Origin of the sequence: Mycobacterium sp. 94-17, assembly GCF_035617725.1 — a bacterium.
Lineage (GTDB): Bacteria > Actinomycetota > Actinomycetes > Mycobacteriales > Mycobacteriaceae > Mycobacterium.
On sequence record NZ_JAPIYN010000021.1, the window covers coordinates 20,271 to 38,954 of the forward strand.

Genomic DNA, 18,684 nt, shown 5'->3' on the forward strand with positions numbered 1-18,684 from the left:
CTATTTGAGTAGAGCGCCCGCGTCGACGGGCAGCGAAACGCCTGTGATGTAACGAGATTCGTCCGAGGCGAGGAACAGGACGGCGTTGCTGATGTCGACGGCTTCCACCCAGGGCACCGGCATCATGTGGGTCATCTGCGAAAAAGGGGCGAAATCCTCCGGCCCCGGGTTCTCCAGATCCGGCCGAAACAGCCGGAAGGTGATGTCATTCATGGTCATCGGCGTGTTGACCTGGCTCGGATGGACCGAGTTCACCCGGATGTTGTGCTGGCCCAGCTCGACCGCGAACGCGCGCATCAAACCGAGCACACCGTGTTTGGCGGCGACGTAGTGGCCGGTGTAGGCCATGGCCTTGTGCGATCCGACCGAGCCGGTCAGCACGATGGAGCCACCGCGTCCGCCGCCGAGAATATGCGGCACACCGGCTTTCACCGTGTGCCAGACGCCGGACAGGTTGACGTCGATCATGTCCTGCCAGATCTGCTCGCCGATCTTGTGCAGTTTGTTGCCGAAGGTGCCGATGCCCGCGTTGGCGACGATGATGTCGAGACGCCCGAGTTGCTCGACCCCGCTGTCCACTGCGGCCTTCAGCCCGTCGTAGTCGCGGACGTCGACCTGGGCGGTCACGATGCGCCGGTCGAGGTTCTTCACCAGGTCCGCGGTCTCGGCGAGATCTTCCGGCGTCGAGTGGGGATAAGCCAGGTTCTCGATCGGCCCGCAGACATCGATCGCGATGATGTCTGCGCCCTCTTGCGCCAATCGCACGGCGTGACTGCGGCCCTGACCGCGCGCGGCACCGCTGATGAACGCGACCTTGCCCGCTACTCGGCCCTCTACCCGGCCAGTCATGATGACACGAGCGACGGCATGCACTCCCAGCCCCGCACCGTGGAGGTCGGGCTGAGCACCGCTTTGTTCAGGTCGACCTCCCACTCGGGGAAGCGCTTCAGAATCTCCTCCAGGGCGACGCGGCCTTCCAGGCGGGCCAGCGCCGATCCCAGGCAGAAGTGGGTCCCCATGCTGAAAGTGAGGTGCGGGCGGACGGCGCGGCGCAGATTGAAATCGGCTGCGTCAGAACCGAATTGGGCTTCGTCGCGGCAAGCCGACCCGATGAGCATCATCATCACGCTACCCTCGGGCACGGTCTGGCCGTGCACGCTGACGTCGCGGGTGACGTAGCGCGAGACGTGTGGTGCCGGCGGCTCGTACCGCAACAATTCCTCGATGGCGTGCGGGATGAGCGCGGGGTTCTCGACCAGGTCGCGGCGCTGGTCGGGGTGCTCGGCGAGAACCTTTCCGGACCAACCGATCAGCCGTGTGGTGGTTTCGTTGCCCGCCCCGGCGACGACATTGAGGTACACCAGGATTTCTTCGCGAGACAGCCGTCGGGTGGTTCCGGTTTCGTCCACGAATTCGACGTTGAGCAACTCCGTCATGATGTCGTCGGACGGATGTTCGGCGCGCCAGTCGATGTAGGCCTCGAACTGCTCGCCCACCGACAGGCCGTGCTGGGCGGCATCCATGGGCTTGCCGGCCTCGGTGCGCAGTTGCGCGTTGCCCCGGTCCCGGATGTACTCCTGGTCGTCCTCGGGGATGCCGAGCAGCATGCTGATGACCTTCATCGGCATCTGCGCTCCCAGGTCGGTGACGAAGTCGAAGTGTCCCGAGCCCACCAGCGGATCCAGCAGTTGAGCGCAGAAGTCGCGAATCATCGGCTCGAGCGCGGCGATCCGGCGCGGGGTGAACATCCGCGACAGCAGTTTGCGGTGCACGTCGTGAATCGGCGGGTCCTCGAAGATCAACATGCCCGGCGGGATGTCGAGATTGGCCTTGATCAGTTCCAGGATCGCGCCACGCGCCGAGCTGTAGGTCTCGTGGTCGACAAGCGCCTTGCTGACATCGGCATAACGGCTCACCGCGTAAAAGTCATATTCGGCGTTGTAGTAGAGCGGCGCCTCTTCCCGTAAGCGCGCGAACATGGGATACGGGTCGGCGATCAGCCCGACATCGTATGGATCGAAACGAACATGGCTATCGGTGCTCGCCGTCACGAAATCCTCCCTACCGCTGCAGTTTTGAATGCCCGCATTACCTGCACCGAGGCTCGCGCTGCCGGCGTTGCAGCGCCGGATTCGGCTGAGGGCAATTTATACACTCCGCTTAATTGCGTCGCTTTGACATGTACACAAGCTCGGCTGAAAACGGCGCATGAACGTGGGGCTACTCTATTCTCGTAGAGAACCATACAGCGGATGTTCCGGCAAGAGCCATAGCCCCGTGCGACGTGTCCCGCCAGGGCCCCCATCGCGAGCCTCATCCCGACCCGGCCGACCCGCGGCGCAGCACCCGAAGACCGCCGGTCTGGGTAAGCCGCCCCTTGGCCGGACTCTTCAAGATCCCGGTGGCGATCGCCGACAGGATTCCGTCCAGCTGTTCGGCGCTGTCGATGATCCGGTCGCCGTGCGCGAACCGCTGCAGCAGGCCGTTGATGAACGTCAGCGTGACGTTGCTCAGATCCTCGACGACGGCCGGATCCAACTCGGCGCCGTGCGGCATGAGCTGCACCAGGATTTCCCGGTGCAGCTTGGTGAACTCGTCGGTGGCCTGCTGCAGGATCGCGGCCAGCGCGGGATCGCGGGTGGCCTGCATGGTCAGCTCGTAACGGGCCCGGGTCCGGTATAGCTGCGGGTCGCTGCCGGCCTGGATGACCACCTGCGACAGCCGCGAGGGCGCGGGATGCTCGCCGGTGTCGGAACTGTCCGCGATCGCCTGCAGCTCGGCGAGGTCCAGCTCGGCCGAGCGCTCGGCCGCCGCGCGCAACAGCGCCGAGCGCGTGCGGAAGTAGAAGGAGGTCGTTCCGTCCGGCACCCCGGCCTTGCGGTCGACCTTCAGATGGCTCAACCCCTTGGCCCCATCGTCGGCCAGCAACCGGATCGCCGCGTCGCACAGGTCGCGGCGGCGTTCGGCGGGGTTGGGCTTTCGTCGTCTGTCCATCGTTGCTCTCCGGCCGCGACCCTACTCTATATTCGTAGTGTCGGTAAAGAGCGCATTGCCGCACACGAAACTTGCAATTGGCCGCATTTCGGCGATCAGCCCCAGCGCGTCAAACGAGCGGCGTCAAAGAAATTGCGGTGCAAGAGTTCCCGTCGACCAGGAAATCGACGACCCTGCGAGTAGAGTCTTCTCGGATGATTCACCGTCGTTTGAGCGCGCGCAATGCCGTACGGTTCGGATCCGTCGGTCTGCTCGCCGCAGTGATGTGCGGCTGCCAGCAGACGCACGGGCCCGCGCACACCGGCTCATCGACCACGGCACCGCCCGGCACGACGGCGCAGCCACCACCGCCGCCGCCCCCGCCGGTGGTGCGGATCGCGCCGCTGCCGGTGCGGCCGGTGACGAAGTCACAGCCGACGACGCCCGCCGTCAAGTGCCCGGCGATGGATCCGAACGCTCCGATAGCGCCGACCGACGCCCTCACCACCTGCGACATGGGGCGAACCACCGTCTACACGTTGGGTCCCGAGACCATGCAGCTCGGGCTCGTCCACGTGGACCCACCGAAGTCGCTGACCGCGGACTATTACGAGCTGACCCTCGTGCTGGACCCGCCGTCGACGGCCGCGTGGACCGAATTCACCAGCGCGCATCTGCAAGACCACGTGGCCTTCATCCGGGACAACATGGTCCTGGAGGCGCCGATCATCGAACAAGCGGCCACGTCCGGGCGAATCGTGCTGACCACCCAAACAGCCCAGGGCGCCGCGCAATTGGCCCAGTTGGTGGGTCGCCCCGCATGATGACCGCGGGGCGCACGGAGCGCCTCGGCATCGGCATGCTCAGCGTATTCGGGTTGCCTCCAATCGAATTGGTGGATCTCGCGGCCCAGTTGGGCTGCCGCCATATCTCGGTCGCCGTGCAGGGGATGCCCCTGGTGCCGCTGGGTTATCCCCCCTTCAACTTGCGGGACGACGACGGACTGCGGAAAGACTTGCTCGCCGCGATGCGCGACCAGGGCGTGAGCATCTCGCTGGGCGACGGGTTCCTCGTGCTGCCCGGCGCCGACGTCAGCGCGCTGCGCGGCGACCTCGACGCGCTGGCCGGGCTCGGTGTCCCGCGGGTCAACGTGGTCAGCATGGACCCCGACCTGCCCCGGACGCTTGACCAGTTCGCCGCGCTGACCGAGCTGGCTGCCCAGCGCGACATCGGCACGGTCGTCGAGCCGGTGCCCGGCCTGACGATCGGCGATTTGGACGCGGCGCTGGACGCCAAGAACTACGTCGGCCGAACCGAATTCCGGTTGTTGATCGACACCATGCACCTGGTGCGGTCGGGTTCTGCGGCCACCGACCTGGCCGCCGTCGCTGCCGATGCCATCGGCTACGCCCAGCTCAACGACACGACGCTGCGGCCGCGCACGGACAACTACCTGGAGGAAGCCATGTTCGAGCGGATGGTGCCCGGGGAGGGCGAACTTCCGCTGCCCGACCTGCTGTCCGCGCTGCCCGCCGACATCGTGCTCGAAATCGAGGTTCCCAGGCGATCATTGGCGCTGGCGGGCATGAGCCCGATCGACCGCCTACGACCTTGTGTCGAGGCGGCGCGCCGGTTGCTGTCGGAGCTTCAGCTCGGGTAGCGCAGCGGAAGGCCCGCGCCACGATAGATCGCGTCGATCACGCTCATGTTGTCCACCGCGTCGCGCGAGGTGGTCCTGACCGGCTCCCCGCGCAGCACCGCGGCGGCGAACGCGTCGAGTTGATACGCGTAGGAGGCCCGGTGGCCGAACCGCTCCGCCCGCCTGCCCTCGCGCGACCGCACCGAGAGCCGGTGGAAGTACTGCGGCATCACGGGATTGAGGAGGCGCAGCTCCCCGTGTTCGCCGATCACCCGGGCGCTGATCTGCAGCAGCCGCGACGACCACATCGAGCAGCGCACCCGCCCGGTGTGGCCGGCCGCGAACCGCAAGTCGGCGGTCATGGCCCGGTCGACCCGCGCATCGCGCAGCTTGGCTTGCGCCGCAACGACTTCCGGGGCCGGTCCGCCGAACGTGCGGACCATGTGCACCGCGTAGCAGCCGGCGTCCATCGTCGCCCCGCCGGCGAGATCGTAGTTGTAGCGGATGTCGGAGAACTTCGGCAGCGGGAAACACAACGCGGCCTCCACGTGCCGCAGCGTTCCCAGCTCGCCGGAGGCGATGATCTCCTCGGCACGCAGGGTCAGCGGGTGGTAGCGGTAGTGGAAGGCCTCCATCACCACGCGGTCCGAAGCGGCTGCCAGCTCGGCGATTTCGTGCGCCTCGGCCGCGTTGGCGGTGAACGGCTTTTCGCACAGCACGTGCTTGCCCGCCGCCAGCGCAGCCCGCGTCCAACGCCCGTGCAGGCCGTTCGGCAGCGGGTTGTAGACGGCGTCGATGTCCGGGTCGGCGAGCAGCGCCCCGTAATCGCCGTGCACCGAAGCGATGTTGTGCCTTGCGGCGTACGCCCGCGCGCGGGACACGTCGCGGGCCGCCACCGCGGCGACGACGACCTCCGGGTTGTCGGCGGCGGGGCGGATCAACGCCGCCGGCGCGATGCTGGCCGCGCCGAGAACACCGATCCGTAGCGGGGTGTCAGCCATCGCGCCCCTGCGAGCCTCGTCGGGCGAAGGGCGGTGCATGCTCGGGCCTGACCCCGACGCCGACGAAATAGGCGGGCACCGCCGACAGCCACGGCAGCCATCGCAGCACGTTCAGCAGCATCGCGGGCGGTCTGGCGTCAGCACCCCCAAAAACCGCGCGCAGCAACACGATCTGCAGCACTCGCTGCGCCGTCTGGGTCAGCGCGGCGGGCAGTGCGCGGCGGCGACGGACGGCGGCCAGGTCGCGTTCGGTGACCCGGTGGCGCAGCAGGGGTTCGGCCAGGAGGGTCGCGGCGGCGACGGCATCCTGGATGGCCAGGTTGATGCCGACCCCGCCCAGCGGTGACATCGCGTGTGCGGCATCGCCGATGCAGAGCAGCCCGTTGGTGTGCCAGCGCCGCAACCGATTCACCCGCACGTCGAGGTGTTTGACGTCGTCCATGGACTCCAGAGCCGCGACGGAGTCGGGCATGTCAGGCAGGAGCGCATCGAGGTCACGCCGGAACACGTCGATACCCCGCGCGCGCAGCTGGGCGTCGGCGCCCTTGGGTCCCAGGTAGGCGATCTGGTTGTAGCCCTCGCGCGGGATTACCGCCAGCGCCTTGCCCGCCCCAATCCGGGGCAGAAAGGAATGATCCGCGTTGCCGTCCCGCGGCAGCTTGAACCACCACACGTCGAAGTTCGCCGGGTATTCGCGCGCACGCAGGCCGGCCTCCCGGCGCACCACCGACCACCGGCCGTCACAGGCGACCGTCAGTTCGGCCCTGAGCTCGCCGGGCCCGGTGGCGCCGTCGTACCGCACTCCGGTGACCCGGTCGCCGTCGCGCAGTAGGCCGGTGACCTCGGTGCGCATGCGCAAGGTGAAGCTCGGTTCGGCGCGGGCCGCCTCGGCGAGCAGGTTCAGCAGGTCCCACTGCGGCACCATGGCGATGTATCGGTGCGCCTGCCGGATCCGGTCGAAGTCCAGGTAGGTCACCGAGTGACCGTCGGATTCCAAAGTGCCTCTGCGGAGTTTGCTGTAGGGCAATTCCTGGAACCGCTCCCCCAGGCCCAGCTCGTCGAGCAATTGCAGCGTCGTCGGATGCACCGTGTCGCCTCGGAAGTCACGCAGGAAGTCGCCGTGCTTTTCCAGCAGGGTGACCTCGATGCCGGCCCGGGCCAGCAACAGCCCGAGGACCATGCCCGCCGGGCCGCCGCCGACGACCGCGCATGTCGTTGTCTCCACCATCAACGCCCAAGCATATGCGGCACCGGGACCTTCAGAGCTGTACGTCGTACACGGAGATGGGATCGAGGATCACGCCGGTCTCCTCGACGTAGCGATCCCACAGCGCCAGCAGCTCGGCCAGCTTGTCGGGCCGCGCGACGGCCAGATCGTCGATCTCGCCCGGGTCGGAGGCCAGGTCGTAGAGTTGCCAGCCGCCCGGGCCGTACGGCGCGGGCAGGTACAGCGCCTTCCAGTCGCCCTGCCGGATGGCGCGGCGCCCGAACAGCTCCCAGCCGGTCCCGGTGCCGGCGTCGTGCACGCTCTCGGCCGCGCCCGTCAGGTAGTCCACCAGTGAGCGACCGCGCATGGGGGCCACCTCGCGGCCCCGGTAGGAGGTGCCCGGGTGCGTGGTCCCGGCGAGCTCCAGCAGGGTCGGCGCGATGTCCATGACGGTGCTGAACGCGGTGCCGATCTGGTGTTGCCGGGCGAAGCCGGGCCAGGTGACGAAGCCGGTGACGCGGATTCCCCCCTGCGTGGTAAACGCCTTGTGCAGGCGCGACGGCGCGGTCGCCGCCTGCGCCCAGCGGGGGCCGTACCAGATGAACGACGTGGGCCGGCCCAGGTTGTCCAGGCTGTTGTCGCAATGCTTTTCGATCTGTGCGGCGATCTGCGGACCGCGCAACGGCATCGCCTCCACGATCGCTCCCTCCGCCCCGTTGTCGGACATGAAGATCACCACGGTGTTGTCGCGTTCGCCGCTGGCCGTGAGGAAGTCGATCACCCGGCCGACGTTGTAGTCCATCCGGTCGACCATTCCGGCGTAGACCTCCATGCTCCGGGCCGACACCGCGCGCTGCTCGTCGGTCATGTCGGCCCACTCCGGCGCACCGTCGGCCACCACCGGGTGCGCGACGACGTCGGGTGGGCACAGGCCGAGCCGCTTGAGCTCGGCCAGGCGTTCCTCGCGCAGCGCATCCGGGCCGGCGTCGTAGCGGCCGCGGTACTTCGCGATGGATTCGTCGGGCGCCTGCAGGGGCCAATGCGGAGCCTGGAAGGGCAGATAGGCGAAGAAGGGCCGGTCGTCGTCCGGGTCCCGCTCGTCGAGATACCGCAGCAATGTGTCGGTGTAGGAGTCCGAGGAATAGAAGTCGTCGCCCACCGTGACGAAGTGGTCGTCCTCGGTGTACAGCGTCGGCACCGGCGAGAATCCGCGCGCGCCCGCGCCGCCGTAGTGGCTGGCCCCGGCCGGCAGCAGCGCGAACGAGCGCTCGAAACCACGCGCCCACGGCGAGGTGTCGATCGTCGCGCCCAGATGCCACTTGCCCGACATCAGTGTCAGGTAGCCCGCGTCGCGCAACAATTCCGGCAATGCGACGACCCGATCGTTGAGGTAGCCCTCATAGCCGGGCGCGCCGCGGAATTCCGGCGACGCCACCTCGAGCATCGTGCCGATGCCGGCGATGTGGTGGTCGGTCCCGGTCAGCAGCATCGCCCGGGTCGGTGAGCAGGCCGGGGCCGAATGAAAATCGGTGAGCCGGATTCCCGCGTGCGCCAGCCGATCGAGGTTGGGCGTCTCGATCTCGCCGCCGAATGCGCCGATGTCGGAGAACCCGAGGTCGTCGGCAACGATGACGAGGAAGTTAGGGCGCGCCACGCTCAAGGATCCTGCCAGGTGCGGCGCCGGGGCGAAACGCCGCCGTCGCGGCGCCGATGCTGACACGTGCCGATGCTGACACGTGCCGATGCTGACAAATGAAGCCGCGGCAGGCACCATCGGGGTTGACCTCGCCCGAACGGCGAGCCGAACAGCGAAGGGGCGTCGAGATGCTGGCCCGGTTTGGGGTGTCCGTTCCGCTGGTGGCGGCTCCGATGTCGGGTGGCCCGACCACCCCGGCCATGGTGTCGGCGGCCGCGCGCGCCGGCGCGCTGGGCTTCCTCGCAGCCGGATACAAGACCGTCCAGGCCGTCGACGCCGAGATCAAAGCCGTTCGCGCCGAGGGTATTCCGTTTGGTATCAACGTGTTCGCACCCAATCCGATGCCCGTCGACCCGCGGCGTTACCGCGCGTACGCCGCGCTCATCGCAGCCGAGGCCGACCAGTTCGGGCTGACGCTGCCGGCCGAGCCCATCGAGGACGACGACAGATTCGACGAGAAGGTCACGCTGTTGCTCGACGACCCGGTTCCGATGGTGTCGTTCACGTTCGGCATTCCGCCGCGCGACGTGATCATCGCGTTGCAGCGTGCAGGCACCGTTGTGGTCCAGACGGTCACCACGGCCGACGAGGCGGCACAGGCGCACGACGCCGGTGTCGACATGCTCGCGGTGCAGGCGGCCGACGCCGGCGGCCATTCCGCCACCCTCTCGCCGCAGCGCCCGCTGACGCCGGTCCCGATCGTCGAGTTGGTGCAGCGCGTCGTCGCGAAGGTGCCGCTGCCCGTGCTGGCCACCGGCGGCCTGGCCACCCCCGCCGCGGTCGCCGAGGTGATCCGGGCGGGAGCGACGGCGGCCGCCGTCGGCACCGTTCTGCTGCGCGCCGCCGAAAGCGGCGCTTCGGCCACGCATCAGGCGGCCCTGGTCGACCCCGCCTACACCGAGACGGTGATCACCCGGGCCTTCACCGGCCGGCCCGCCCGTGGCCTGCGTAACGCGTTCATCGACGCCCACGAAGCCGAGGCGCCGCCGGGTTACCCCGCCATTCACTACCTGACCAGCCCGCTGCGCAAGGCCGCCGCGGCGGCGGGCAAGCCAGACTACATGCACCTCTGGGCGGGCACCGGATACCGGCACGCGACCACCGAGCCCGCCTCCGACATTCTCGGCCGGCTGGCCTGCGCCCTGTAGCCGGTCAATATGCGAAGCGGTTGAGCACGTCGTAGTGGCGACCGGCCGTCATCCACGTCAACCGGTAGATCGACCGCACCCCGGCCGACTGGATCCGCTGGTAGTCGGCCAGCACCGGTGTCTGCTCCAGGAACCGCAACCGTGGATTCCAGTTCGCGATGTCGCGCACGTCCCGAATGCCCCACTTGATGATGCCCCGGGTGAAGAGCTTCGACAGCTGCGGCGCCAGCGCCGAGAGCGTGTCGAAATGCATTTCGCCACCGGCGAATCGGTCGGTCAGGCGCTGCAGTAGCCGTCGCACCTCCCTCTCGGGCAGGTACATCAGCAGGCCCTCGGCGACGACCAGCGTCGGACGCCCGGTCGGGACTTGATCGAGCCACTGGAGTTCGGTCACCGACGAGCCGATCATCCGGTAAGCCTCAGTTTTCTCGTAAAGCCTGCTGCGCAAACCGATTACGCTTGGCTGATCGACGTCGAACCACGACACCGTCGGCGGCACGGCCAGTCGGAAGGCGCGCCCGTCGAGGCCGCAACCCAGATGCAGCACAACGGCATCCGGATGGTGTGTGAGGAAGCCGGCGCACCAGTCGTCGAGCTTTCTGGCCCGCAGCGCCACCAGGTACTGGTTGACCGCCGGCCACGAAGACCTTCGGATTCTGCTGAAGTCGTAGGCGATCCGGTCCACCGCGTCCGCGGCCGCCCTGTCCCCCAGAATCGGGTGCCGCGTGCGGCTTTCATGGGCGCGCAGATACAGGGTGACGAGATTGGTCCACTCCACCGAACCCCATCGGACAGAACTGAAGTCGATTGTGTCCATCGCGGACATCGCCGGTCAGAACGCCTCGGGGTCGCGCTGGACCGCGGCAGGCACCGGGTGCCGGTAGAGCCGAGATGCATTCTCCCAGCTGAATTTTCGAATGACGTCGGCAGGAAGATCGCCGAGCTGTTCGTGAATGGTCTGTTGGGTGTGCGGCCACGTCGAGTCGCAATGCGGATAGTCCGCTTCCAGCATGATGTTGTCGACGCCTATCCGGTCACGCTGCACGAACGAGGACTTGTCCTCGACCGCGCAGAACCAGAAGTTGCGGGTCAGCACCTCCGCGGGGGTCAGCGGCTCACCGAGCGCCTGCCAGGTGCCGTACATCGCGTGATAGCTGAGCATGTGGTCGAGGCGATCGAGCAGCCCAGCCACCCAACCGATTCCGCCCTCGGACAGGCAGATCTTCAGGTCGGGGAACCGGCTGGGCAGTCCGGAGTACAACCAGTCGACCGCGGCGGAGATGGCATAGGCGAAGAACAGCACACCCTGCACGTCCGGTGGCGCGTCCGCCGTCGTCGACGGCGCCGACCCGGACGATCCGATGTGCAGGTTCACCACCGTGCCCGTCTCGGCGCAGGCCGCCATCAGCGGATCCCAGTGGCCGGTGTGGATGCTGGGCAGCCCGAGCATGGCCGGGTTCTCGCTGAACGTGACGGCGTGAAAGCCGCGGTCGGCGTTCTCGCGGATCATCGTCGCGCCGAGTTCGGGATCGAGCAGCCACGGCAGTTGACACGGGATGATCCGGTCGGGATAGGACCCCGCCCAGGCGTCGAAATGCCAGTCGTTCCAGGCTCGCACGGAGGCCAGCGCCAGGTCGCGGTCCTTGGTCACCTGCTGCAGGCGTTGCCCCGCGAAGCCCGGCAGGAACGACGGGAAGTTCAGCGAGGCGTAGATGCCGTTGAGGTCCATGTCCTTGACGCGGGCGTGGATATCCCACGCGCCCCTGCGCATTTCGTCGAATCTGACGGGCTCGAACCCGTATTCCGCCACCGGCCGGCCGACCACCGCGTTGAAGCCGACGTTCGGCAGTTCGTTGCCGTCGTAGACCCACGTCTGTCCCCCGCCCTCGGTCTCCACGACCCTGGGCGCCCGGTCGGCGAACTTGCCGGGCAGCCGACCGGTGAAGGTGTCGGGGGGTTCGACGATGTGATCGTCCACGGAGATCACCGTGTAGCGGCGCACGGCCCGGGGCGGATCCGGCAGCAGGGTCACCGAGCGCTCGGTGCCGGTCTTCGCGGTGGTGAAACTCAGGTCGGCGGCCAGCTCGTCTATCGATTTCACTCGTCACTCTCCTTGCGGGACATCGGCATTGAGGCGCAGGGAGGCAGTTCAGGTGAGCACATCGCCGCCGGCCTTGATGGTCATCCGCGCCGCCCCGGCCCAGTACACGTCGGCCGCCCGTTCGGTCAGCGACCGTTGCATGCCGGCCATATCCGACCAGTTCATCGCCACCGGATCCCGGCCGGTGAGCATGACGTCGTAGGCCAGCTTGCAGACCCGCTCGATCGACGCCGCGCGGTACACGGCTTCGGGCAGGTTGCGCCCGGTCGCGATGACGCCGTGGTTGGCCAGGATGGTCAGGTTCGCGCCGCCGATCCGGGCGGCAAGTTCCGCGGCGCGGGCCGCGCTGTCGATTTCACCGTCGTACGTGTCGACCAGGCACAGGTCGTCGAGGAAGAGCGACCCGGTCTGGTGCACCAGCTCGGGCAATCTGCCCAGCGCTGCGAGCACGCAGACGTAGTACGGGTGGTTGTGGATCACCACCCGGGCGTCGTCGCGCACCCGGTGCAGTTCGGTGTGGATGTGAATGGCCGGGGTCACGTCCCAGCGCCCGCTGACCACGCGCGCGTCGCCGTCGACCACGCAGATGTCGGACGCGGTGATCTCCTGCCACCACAACCCCCAGGGGTTGACGAACATCGTCGGCTGCCCGTCGGGCTGCCAGGTGATGTGCCCGGCCATGTTCTCGGCGAAGCCGATGCCGGCCAGGTGACGGAAGGCGATGGCCAGCGCCTGCTCGTGGGAGAGGTCGACGCCGATGGGCGGAACCACCGCGGGCGCCCAGGCTTCCAATCCGCCGCGCCGTGCATCACGAGCAGTCATGACCAGCCTCCATTCTGGCTCCAATATCCTCGCGCAGCCGCCCCTTGGCTATCTTTCCGCCGGACGAGCGGGGCAACTCGTCGACGACGATGAGCCGCTCGGGCAGCAGTTCCTTGGAAACCCCCAGCGCCAGCAGGTGTTCGACCAGTCCGGTCAGCTCGACGGTGGCGGAGCCGGTGAGTTCGGCATAGAGACAGACCTTTTCGCCGAACACCGGGTCCGGCATGGCGACCGCCGCCGCCACCGCGATGGCGGGGTGGGTCATGACGGCGTCTTCGACCTGGCTCGCGCTGATGTTCTTGCCGCCGCGCACGATGAAATCGGACGTACGCCCGGTGACGCGCAGGTAGCCGTCGGCGTCGATCTCGCAGACGTCGCCCATCCGCATCCACCCGTCGGGGGTGAACAGTTGGTCGTGGTCGGTGCCACCGAGGTAGCCGAGGCTGGTGGCCGGCCCCCGGCACGCGGGCTGGCCACGGCCCGTCGCGGTGACGTCGCGGTCGCCGTCGAACAGCCGCACGGACATCTCGGGGATGACGCGGCCGGCGGTGCGCAGCCGGTGTTCGCGCGAGTCGGCGGCGGTGGTCGCGCTGAGCATCCCGGTTTCGTTGGAGCCGTAGAACTGCAGGATCTTCGCGCCGGTGAGTTCCTCGAATTCCGCAGCGGGCCGATACGGCAATGCCTCCCCGCCGGTGTACACGACACGCAGCGAGCTGAGGTCGTGGCGTCGGGTGGCCGGGTCCGCCATCAGCATGGTCAATTGCGTGCTGACACAACATAGTACGGTGACCTGATGGCGCGCGATCGCCTCACAGGTGGCTCTGGTGGTGAACCGGTCCAGAATCACCGCGGTGGCGCCGAGGTAGATCGGGGTGGTGTGGCTGGTCCACAGCCCGAAACCGAACGGGGTGGGAATGACCGGCAGGAATACCTCGTCGCTCGTCAGCAGGCCGTTGGCGACGGCCTTCTGGTGGAAGTAGTGCCAACGGTTCTGGGTGTGCACCACGCACTTGGGCAGCCCGGTGGTCCCGGACGTCGAGTTGATCAGGAACACGTCGTCGCCGCCGAGCTCGCGGCCGGGCGCCAACGCCGCGGGCTCGGCCTCGACATCGAGGCCCAGCGTCGCGTCGTCGCGGCTCAACACGATCCCGGGCACCCGCAGTTCGCCGGCCACCTGCGCGGCGGGCGCCGCGCGGTCCAAATCGCTGATCAGGATTTTCGGCCGGGCGCTGCGCAGGATCGCCAACGCCTCGCGAGTGCCGGCGCGCGCACCGACGCCGACGACCACCGCCCCGCAGCGTTCGATCGCCACGAACAACACATGAAGGGCGGCGCAGTCGCCGTGCCATGTTGCCACCCCATCACCGCGGGCGACGCCCACCCCGGCCAATGCTTCGGCTAATCGAGTTGCTGCACAGTCGAATTCATGCCAGGTATAAGCCGGCCCATCGTGATCAAGATAGGCGGGGCGATCCGGTGTCCGTTCGGCGTTGCGGCGCACCGCGCCCGAGAGCGTCCAATCGCTCCACCAGCCTGCCGCGCGGAACCGGGCCGCGTCCTCGTCGGTGAACGCCGGCGAGCCCACGGTTTCCAGCCCACCGGCACTCATCACCACATGATAGGAAAGCCCGCGGCTGTGTCGGCGCTAGAGTTCGGCCGGGCCCGGCTCGAGGTGCTGCCTGTTCTCGACGTTGGGGTGGCGTGGGTGCGGCGTGGGGCAGGTGACCTTGCGGACGCACCCGCAGTTGAGGCCGATGATGCAGCCGCCTCCCCCGGCGGGCTGCACCCGCACGGCCCCACCCGGAGCCGACGGCGCATCGGATGAACTGGCGGTGGCCGCGGGTGCGCCGGCGGTCGAGAGTCCCGCCGCCACCACGAACGCGGCGACGCACCCGCACAGCGCGGCGCGCGTCTTGACGTTGAGGAGGCTCACGAGCACCACCCTAGCGGCTCGCCGATAATGCGCAGGTCATGGCGGTGAAGGGTGGGCACCCGGCCGCGTCCGTCGCCGCGCCACCGCCAGCCGGGCGGCATAGACCGCGGCGCTGGCCGCGAACATCGCGGCCGTCAACAGCAGCCACCGGCCAAGAAACGGGTCCTGGGTCTGACCCGTAGCGGCCAGGTAGGTACCGGCGCCCTGCCTGACGATGCCGGGCAGGAACACCAACAGCGTGAGGGCCGCGCCCAGCGCGGGCACCCGGACGTGATTGAGCACCGGCACGCCGGCGGCGGCACGGGCCGGGGTGGCGCGGGCGCGGGACAACAGGCGGTCGGCGAGGGCGTACACGGGGAACAACACCAGGTCGTGGGCGATGACGGCCGCGGCGAACCAAACGATGATCGATTGCCACCACACGTGTGGGTTCCACAACGTGAGCGGCCTGATGACGGCGACGACGTAGCCCAGCAGTGCGAAGCCGGCGATCATGGTCAGCAGGTGCAGCGGGCGGGACCCGTAGATCCTCGCGAACGCGCTACGCATGTGTGCCCGACCTAAAGTCAATGGAAGCAACCCATTTCGTGTTGTGCACGCCGGGTAGTGCCGGCACGACGATGCGCGCGGGGAACCCGTGATCCGGGGACAGGTCAGCGCCGTTCACCCGCAGCGCCAGCAGCGCGTCCGGGTGCAGTACCTGGTTGCGCTGCAGCGTCGCGGCGGCGAAGGCGCCGGAGCGTTCCAGCGACGACACCCGGGCGGATTCCGGTGCCGGCACGCCGGCCAGCCGGGCCAGGTCGGCCAGGCGCACGCCGCTCCACGTTTGGGTGGTCGACCAACCCTCGACGCAGGCGATCGGCAGGGCGGCGGTGTGCTGCGGCAGTGCCAGTAGCGCCGCGCGGTCCAGCGCCACCGGCTGGGGGCCGCCGGTCAGGGTGAGCCGCCAGCGCTCCGTCGTATCCAGGACCGAAATGCCGGCCGCGGTCGCGGTCCGGTTGACCTGGAAGTCGTTGGGGCCGGCTCCGAGGCGGCGCCCACGCGGCAGAAGCAGCGCGGCGGGCCGGGCGTAGCCACCCAGCGTCTGCCCCGCGGTGAGCACCGCCAAGAGCAAGGCGCCGCCGCCCACCAGCGCCAGGGCACCGCGGCGGCTCATCGTCGCCGGCCCTGGTTCTGCGCTGACCAGACCGCCGGGCCGCCAGGGCTCGGCTGTGGTGCCGGCGAGCCGGCTGCGCAGCACGTCGCGCAGCGACAACGACCGCAGGCCCGCCCACATGCGCCGGCCCTTGAGCGCGACGTGCATGACGAAGCCGGTGATGAACACCCACGCGCCGAAGTAGTGCGCGGTGTAGAAGCTGAAGCCGAAGATGTAGTCGTACTGGATGTTAAGCACACCGGTCACGATCTCGAACAGGATTCCGCCGACCAGCATCAGCAGCGAAATCCGTTCCAGCAGCTGGGCAATCGAGCGCACCGGTGGGAATTCGAAGAGCCGGGGGATCACCGACCACAGCTTGGCCAGCACCACCGGGATGAGGACGAGCCCCAGCCCGACGTGGAGTCCCTGCGTCAGCCGGTACAGCCACGGCGGATTGGTGGGCCAATCGAACGTCGGCAGCTTGAGCCAGCCGACGTCGCCCGGGATGGCCTGGCCGAACCGTGGCCCGTAGGCGACGTAGGACAGCAGGCCGGTGAGGATGACGATCGGCAGCGTCACCAACAGCACCGAGCCGAACACCGACGTCAGCCACGGTCCCCGCAACGGACTGCGCCACAGCCGGGTCTCGCGTGGCGCTCCGGTGTCATCGGAAGCAGGCGCCTCGGTCGTCCGCGTCGGCTTCATTCGTCCCCCGATCCGCGAGCACGTCTGCCGCGTCGTTCGTAGTCATTCACGGAACGGCTGTACCGGCGGTTCAATTCCGGCGACCGGCGCCGAGGCGTTCAGCGACGCGGGCATGCGACTAGCCCTGGACCGTGGGACGAATCGTGATTTCGCCGATTTCGACCTCGTGAGGTTGTTCGATGGCGAACGCGATGGCGCGTGCGACCGCCTCCGGCGGCAGACCGAAGTCGCTCATGTTGCGTCGGATCTGCTCACGCATCGCGTCGTCGTCGATGGAGCTGTCCAACTCGGTATCGACGAATCCCGGCGAAATGGACGTGGTTCGCACCACGCCGTCGGTCGACTCTTGGCGCAGACCTTCCATCAGGGTGCGCACGGCATTCTTGGTGGCCGCGTACACGACCATGTTGGGCACGATCTTCAGTCCCGCGGTGGATACCGTTGTGACGACGTGCCCGCGGCCCTGGCGGCGGAACAGCGGCAGGGCCGCGGCGATGCCGTGCAGTACTCCGCGCAGGTTGACATCGATCATTGCCGACCATCCGTCGACGTCCAGATCCGATAGCGGGCCGATCTTGCTGATGCCGGCATTACACACCAACACATCAAGGCGGCCGAACTCGTCCATCGCCATGCCGAGGAGCCGCTCGAGGTCCTCGCGGCGCGCCACATCGGTCGCGCACGTGATAGCCGTCGCGCCGCCGGCGCGGATCTCACCCGCAATCCGATCGAGGCGTTCGACGCGGCGCGCACCGAGGACGACTCGGGCGCCGCGCCCGGCCAGCAGTCGGGCCGTCGACTCGCCGATCCCGCTGCTGGCTCCGGTAATGGCGACGACGCGTCCGTCTGTTGCGGTCATCTGTTCAGGCTAGACGGACGCCGAACTCGTTGTGCCTCAGTCTTTACCCCGCGGCGGCGGCTGCACCTCGACGCCACCGGAGTCGTGTTCCGGGCCCGCGACCGGATGTTCGGCCGGGACGCGTTCGCGGAACCGGCCGCCCTCGCTGGGCCGCCGGGCTTGCGGCCGGCTGACCTCGCTGCGGTACGGCCCCGGTTTCGGCCTCGGCTTGCCGCCCGGGAAGGCGAGCCGCAAAATGGTGCGCTGCACCATGAGCCACTGCTTGCCGAATGGGCCGGAGTTGTAGGGCAGTTCGTAGCGCTCGCAGATGTCTTTGATCCGTGGCGCGATCTCGGAGTAACGACTGCTCGGCATATCGGGGTACAGGTGGTGCTCCACTTGGTAACCGAGATTGCCGCTGATGACGTGGAACAGCGGGCTGCCCTCGATGTTGGCGGCGCCGAGCAACTGGCGCACGTACCAACCGCCGCGCGTCTCGTCCTCGACCTCTTCGGCACTGAAGCTATAGGCCTGGTCCGGGAAATGCCCGCAGAAGATGATGGCGTTCGACCACACGTTGCGCATGAGGTTGGCGACGGCGTCGGCACCCAAGGTTCGCAGATAGGTGCTTTCCACGCCGGGCACGGTCTTGTCGAGGAAACCGGCCAGGGCCCCGATGCGGCCCTGGCTCGACACCTTGCGCAGCCGATTGCCCAGCCGTGACCGCGCCGGCTGATCGATGCTGCCGCGAAAAGCCAGCTGCGCCAATGCGAATGCGCCGGCGCTGATCATGGGCCACCCGATGTAGTCCTTGATGACCTGCGCGCGCGCCTTGACGCTGATGCCCTTGAGGTCCTTGCGCACCTCCGACCACGACTTCTCGCGTTTGCGTATCGCGTCGATGTCCATGTCGTGGATGGCCACACCCCACTCGAAGAGCAGCATCAGCAGGATGTTCGAGATCGGCTGAAACAGGTAGCGCGGCACCCACTTCTGACTGGGGTCGATCCGCAGCAGCTCGTAGCCGAGGTCCTTGTCCTTGCCCCGGATGTTCGTGTACGTGTGGTGGATGTAGTTGTGGGAGTGCTTCCAGGCCTCGGCGGTCGAGGCCGTGTCCCAGTCCCACACCGAGGAATGAATGTCGGGATCGTTCATCCAATCCCATTGGCCGTGCATGACGTTATGACCGATCTCCATGTTCTCCAGGATCTTGGCCATTCCCAGACAGGCAGTTCCCAGGACCCATGCCGTTTTCGAGCGCGAGGCCAGCAGCAGCACGCGGCCGACCACGACGATCTGGCGCTGCACCGAAATCACCGTCTTGATGTAGTGCCGATCCCGCTCGCCCAGGTCGGCAAAGACTTCGTCATGGATCGCATCCAGTTCTTTGGCGAGCTTTTCGATTTCCTGCTCGCTCAGCCGGGTCAGGGGGCTTTCCTGCCCGGCTTTCTGTACGGCGCTGGTCATGGGCCGCTCCTTTCCA

18 protein-coding genes are annotated in these 18,684 nt (G+C 68.0%); 3 read left to right on the top strand and 15 right to left on the bottom strand.

Annotated features, from left to right (window positions below; all coding sequences use genetic code 11):
• From OQ789_RS20885 to OQ789_RS20895, 3 genes are all read right to left on the bottom strand, one after another.
• Positions 1–849, bottom strand: coding sequence for a mycofactocin-coupled SDR family oxidoreductase (locus OQ789_RS20885; RefSeq protein ID WP_324688056.1), 849 nt, complete (start codon positions 847–849; stop codon positions 1–3).
• A complete protein-coding gene (locus OQ789_RS20890) occupies positions 846–2,051 on the bottom strand; it encodes a cytochrome P450 (RefSeq protein WP_324688057.1) in 1,206 nt (401 codons plus the stop codon). Before OQ789_RS20890 ends, OQ789_RS20885 begins: the two co-directional genes overlap by 4 nt.
• 262 nt (positions 2,052–2,313) lie before the next feature.
• Positions 2,314–2,994, bottom strand: coding sequence for a TetR/AcrR family transcriptional regulator (locus OQ789_RS20895; RefSeq protein ID WP_324688058.1), 681 nt, complete (start codon positions 2,992–2,994; stop codon positions 2,314–2,316).
• Between the two features lie 194 nt (positions 2,995–3,188).
• Here OQ789_RS20895 and OQ789_RS20900 point away from each other — a divergent pair, with 194 nt between their 5' ends.
• Together OQ789_RS20900 and OQ789_RS20905 are read left to right on the top strand one after the other, a co-directional pair.
• A complete protein-coding gene (locus OQ789_RS20900) occupies positions 3,189–3,797 on the top strand; it encodes a preprotein translocase subunit SecD (RefSeq protein ID WP_324688059.1) in 609 nt (202 codons plus the stop codon).
• On the top strand, positions 3,797–4,633 hold the full coding sequence (locus OQ789_RS20905) for a sugar phosphate isomerase/epimerase family protein (RefSeq protein ID WP_420716167.1): 837 nt from the start codon (positions 3,797–3,799) through the stop codon (positions 4,631–4,633). Before OQ789_RS20900 ends, OQ789_RS20905 begins: the two co-directional genes overlap by 1 nt.
• Here OQ789_RS20905 and OQ789_RS20910 read toward each other — a convergent pair.
• From OQ789_RS20910 to OQ789_RS20920, 3 genes are read right to left on the bottom strand one after another with little or no spacing between them, the layout of a single operon-like run.
• The gene (locus tag OQ789_RS20910) at positions 4,621–5,613 is read right to left on the bottom strand and encodes a Gfo/Idh/MocA family oxidoreductase (RefSeq protein WP_324688061.1); all 993 of its coding nucleotides are present in this window, start codon (positions 5,611–5,613) and stop codon (positions 4,621–4,623) included. The two genes, OQ789_RS20905 and OQ789_RS20910, sit on opposite strands and share 13 nt — an antisense overlap.
• On the bottom strand, positions 5,606–6,841 hold the full coding sequence (locus OQ789_RS20915) for an FAD-dependent oxidoreductase (protein ID WP_324688062.1): 1,236 nt from the start codon (positions 6,839–6,841) through the stop codon (positions 5,606–5,608). The genes OQ789_RS20910 and OQ789_RS20915 overlap by 8 nt, the downstream gene beginning before the upstream one ends.
• Before the next feature lie 31 nt (positions 6,842–6,872).
• Positions 6,873–8,474 (bottom strand): arylsulfatase, encoded by a 1,602-nt coding sequence (locus OQ789_RS20920; RefSeq protein WP_324688063.1) that lies wholly within the window; start codon positions 8,472–8,474, stop codon positions 6,873–6,875.
• Positions 8,475–8,644: 170 nt separating this feature from the next.
• On the opposite strand from OQ789_RS20920, the gene OQ789_RS20925 reads away from it, so the two are divergent.
• Positions 8,645–9,664 carry a nitronate monooxygenase gene (locus tag OQ789_RS20925; RefSeq protein ID WP_324688064.1) on the top strand — a complete coding sequence of 340 codons (1,020 nt, stop codon included), beginning with the start codon at positions 8,645–8,647 and terminating at the stop codon, positions 9,662–9,664.
• A 4-nt stretch (positions 9,665–9,668) separates the two neighbouring features.
• Here OQ789_RS20925 and OQ789_RS20930 read toward each other — a convergent pair whose 3' ends face one another.
• From OQ789_RS20930 to OQ789_RS20970, 9 genes are all read right to left on the bottom strand, one after another.
• Positions 9,669–10,490 carry a class I SAM-dependent methyltransferase gene (locus tag OQ789_RS20930; RefSeq protein WP_324688065.1) on the bottom strand — a complete coding sequence of 274 codons (822 nt, stop codon included), beginning with the start codon at positions 10,488–10,490 and terminating at the stop codon, positions 9,669–9,671.
• Between the two features lie 6 nt (positions 10,491–10,496).
• Positions 10,497–11,765, bottom strand: a complete 1,269-nt coding sequence (locus tag OQ789_RS20935; protein ID WP_324688066.1) for an amidohydrolase family protein — start codon at positions 11,763–11,765, stop codon at positions 10,497–10,499.
• Positions 11,766–11,813: 48 nt separating this feature from the next.
• Positions 11,814–12,587, bottom strand: a complete 774-nt coding sequence (locus tag OQ789_RS20940; protein ID WP_324688067.1) for a class II aldolase/adducin family protein — start codon at positions 12,585–12,587, stop codon at positions 11,814–11,816.
• Positions 12,574–14,196 carry a class I adenylate-forming enzyme family protein gene (locus OQ789_RS20945; RefSeq protein WP_324688068.1) on the bottom strand — a complete coding sequence of 541 codons (1,623 nt, stop codon included), beginning with the start codon at positions 14,194–14,196 and terminating at the stop codon, positions 12,574–12,576. Before OQ789_RS20945 ends, OQ789_RS20940 begins: the two co-directional genes overlap by 14 nt.
• A 36-nt stretch (positions 14,197–14,232) precedes the next feature.
• Entirely contained in the window at positions 14,233–14,520 is a 288-nt protein-coding gene (locus OQ789_RS20950) for a hypothetical protein (protein ID WP_324688069.1), read from the bottom strand.
• 36 nt (positions 14,521–14,556) lie between these two features.
• Positions 14,557–15,069, bottom strand: a complete 513-nt coding sequence (locus OQ789_RS20955) for a hypothetical protein (RefSeq protein ID WP_324688070.1) — start codon at positions 15,067–15,069, stop codon at positions 14,557–14,559.
• A complete protein-coding gene (locus tag OQ789_RS20960) occupies positions 15,062–16,363 on the bottom strand; it encodes a molybdopterin-dependent oxidoreductase (RefSeq protein WP_324688071.1) in 1,302 nt (433 codons plus the stop codon). Before OQ789_RS20960 ends, OQ789_RS20955 begins: the two co-directional genes overlap by 8 nt.
• Before the next feature lie 118 nt (positions 16,364–16,481).
• Positions 16,482–17,222 carry an SDR family oxidoreductase gene (locus tag OQ789_RS20965; RefSeq protein WP_324688072.1) on the bottom strand — a complete coding sequence of 247 codons (741 nt, stop codon included), beginning with the start codon at positions 17,220–17,222 and terminating at the stop codon, positions 16,482–16,484.
• A gap of 36 nt (positions 17,223–17,258) precedes the next feature.
• Entirely contained in the window at positions 17,259–18,668 is a 1,410-nt protein-coding gene (locus OQ789_RS20970; RefSeq protein WP_324688073.1) for an acyl-CoA desaturase, read from the bottom strand.
• Between the last annotated feature and the right edge of the window lie 16 nt (positions 18,669–18,684).

Coding starts and splice junctions, on each gene's coding strand:
- OQ789_RS20885 (WP_324688056.1), bottom strand. CDS start 849: ATGACTGGCCGGGTAGAGGGCCGAGTAGCGGGCAAGGTCGCGTTCATC.
- OQ789_RS20895 (WP_324688058.1), bottom strand. CDS start 2,994: ATGGACAGACGACGAAAGCCCAACCCCGCCGAACGCCGCCGCGACCTG.
- OQ789_RS20900 (WP_324688059.1), top strand. CDS start 3,189: ATGATTCACCGTCGTTTGAGCGCGCGCAATGCCGTACGGTTCGGATCC.
- OQ789_RS20905 (WP_420716167.1), top strand. CDS start 3,797: ATGACCGCGGGGCGCACGGAGCGCCTCGGCATCGGCATGCTCAGCGTA.
- OQ789_RS20910 (WP_324688061.1), bottom strand. CDS start 5,613: ATGGCTGACACCCCGCTACGGATCGGTGTTCTCGGCGCGGCCAGCATC.
- OQ789_RS20915 (WP_324688062.1), bottom strand. CDS start 6,841: ATGGTGGAGACAACGACATGCGCGGTCGTCGGCGGCGGCCCGGCGGGC.
- OQ789_RS20925 (WP_324688064.1), top strand. CDS start 8,645: ATGCTGGCCCGGTTTGGGGTGTCCGTTCCGCTGGTGGCGGCTCCGATG.
- OQ789_RS20930 (WP_324688065.1), bottom strand. CDS start 10,490: ATGTCCGCGATGGACACAATCGACTTCAGTTCTGTCCGATGGGGTTCG.
- OQ789_RS20940 (WP_324688067.1), bottom strand. CDS start 12,587: ATGACTGCTCGTGATGCACGGCGCGGCGGATTGGAAGCCTGGGCGCCC.
- OQ789_RS20945 (WP_324688068.1), bottom strand. CDS start 14,196: ATGAGTGCCGGTGGGCTGGAAACCGTGGGCTCGCCGGCGTTCACCGAC.
- OQ789_RS20955 (WP_324688070.1), bottom strand. CDS start 15,069: ATGCGTAGCGCGTTCGCGAGGATCTACGGGTCCCGCCCGCTGCACCTG.
- OQ789_RS20960 (WP_324688071.1), bottom strand. CDS start 16,363: ATGAAGCCGACGCGGACGACCGAGGCGCCTGCTTCCGATGACACCGGA.
- OQ789_RS20965 (WP_324688072.1), bottom strand. CDS start 17,222: ATGACCGCAACAGACGGACGCGTCGTCGCCATTACCGGAGCCAGCAGC.
- OQ789_RS20970 (WP_324688073.1), bottom strand. CDS start 18,668: ATGACCAGCGCCGTACAGAAAGCCGGGCAGGAAAGCCCCCTGACCCGG.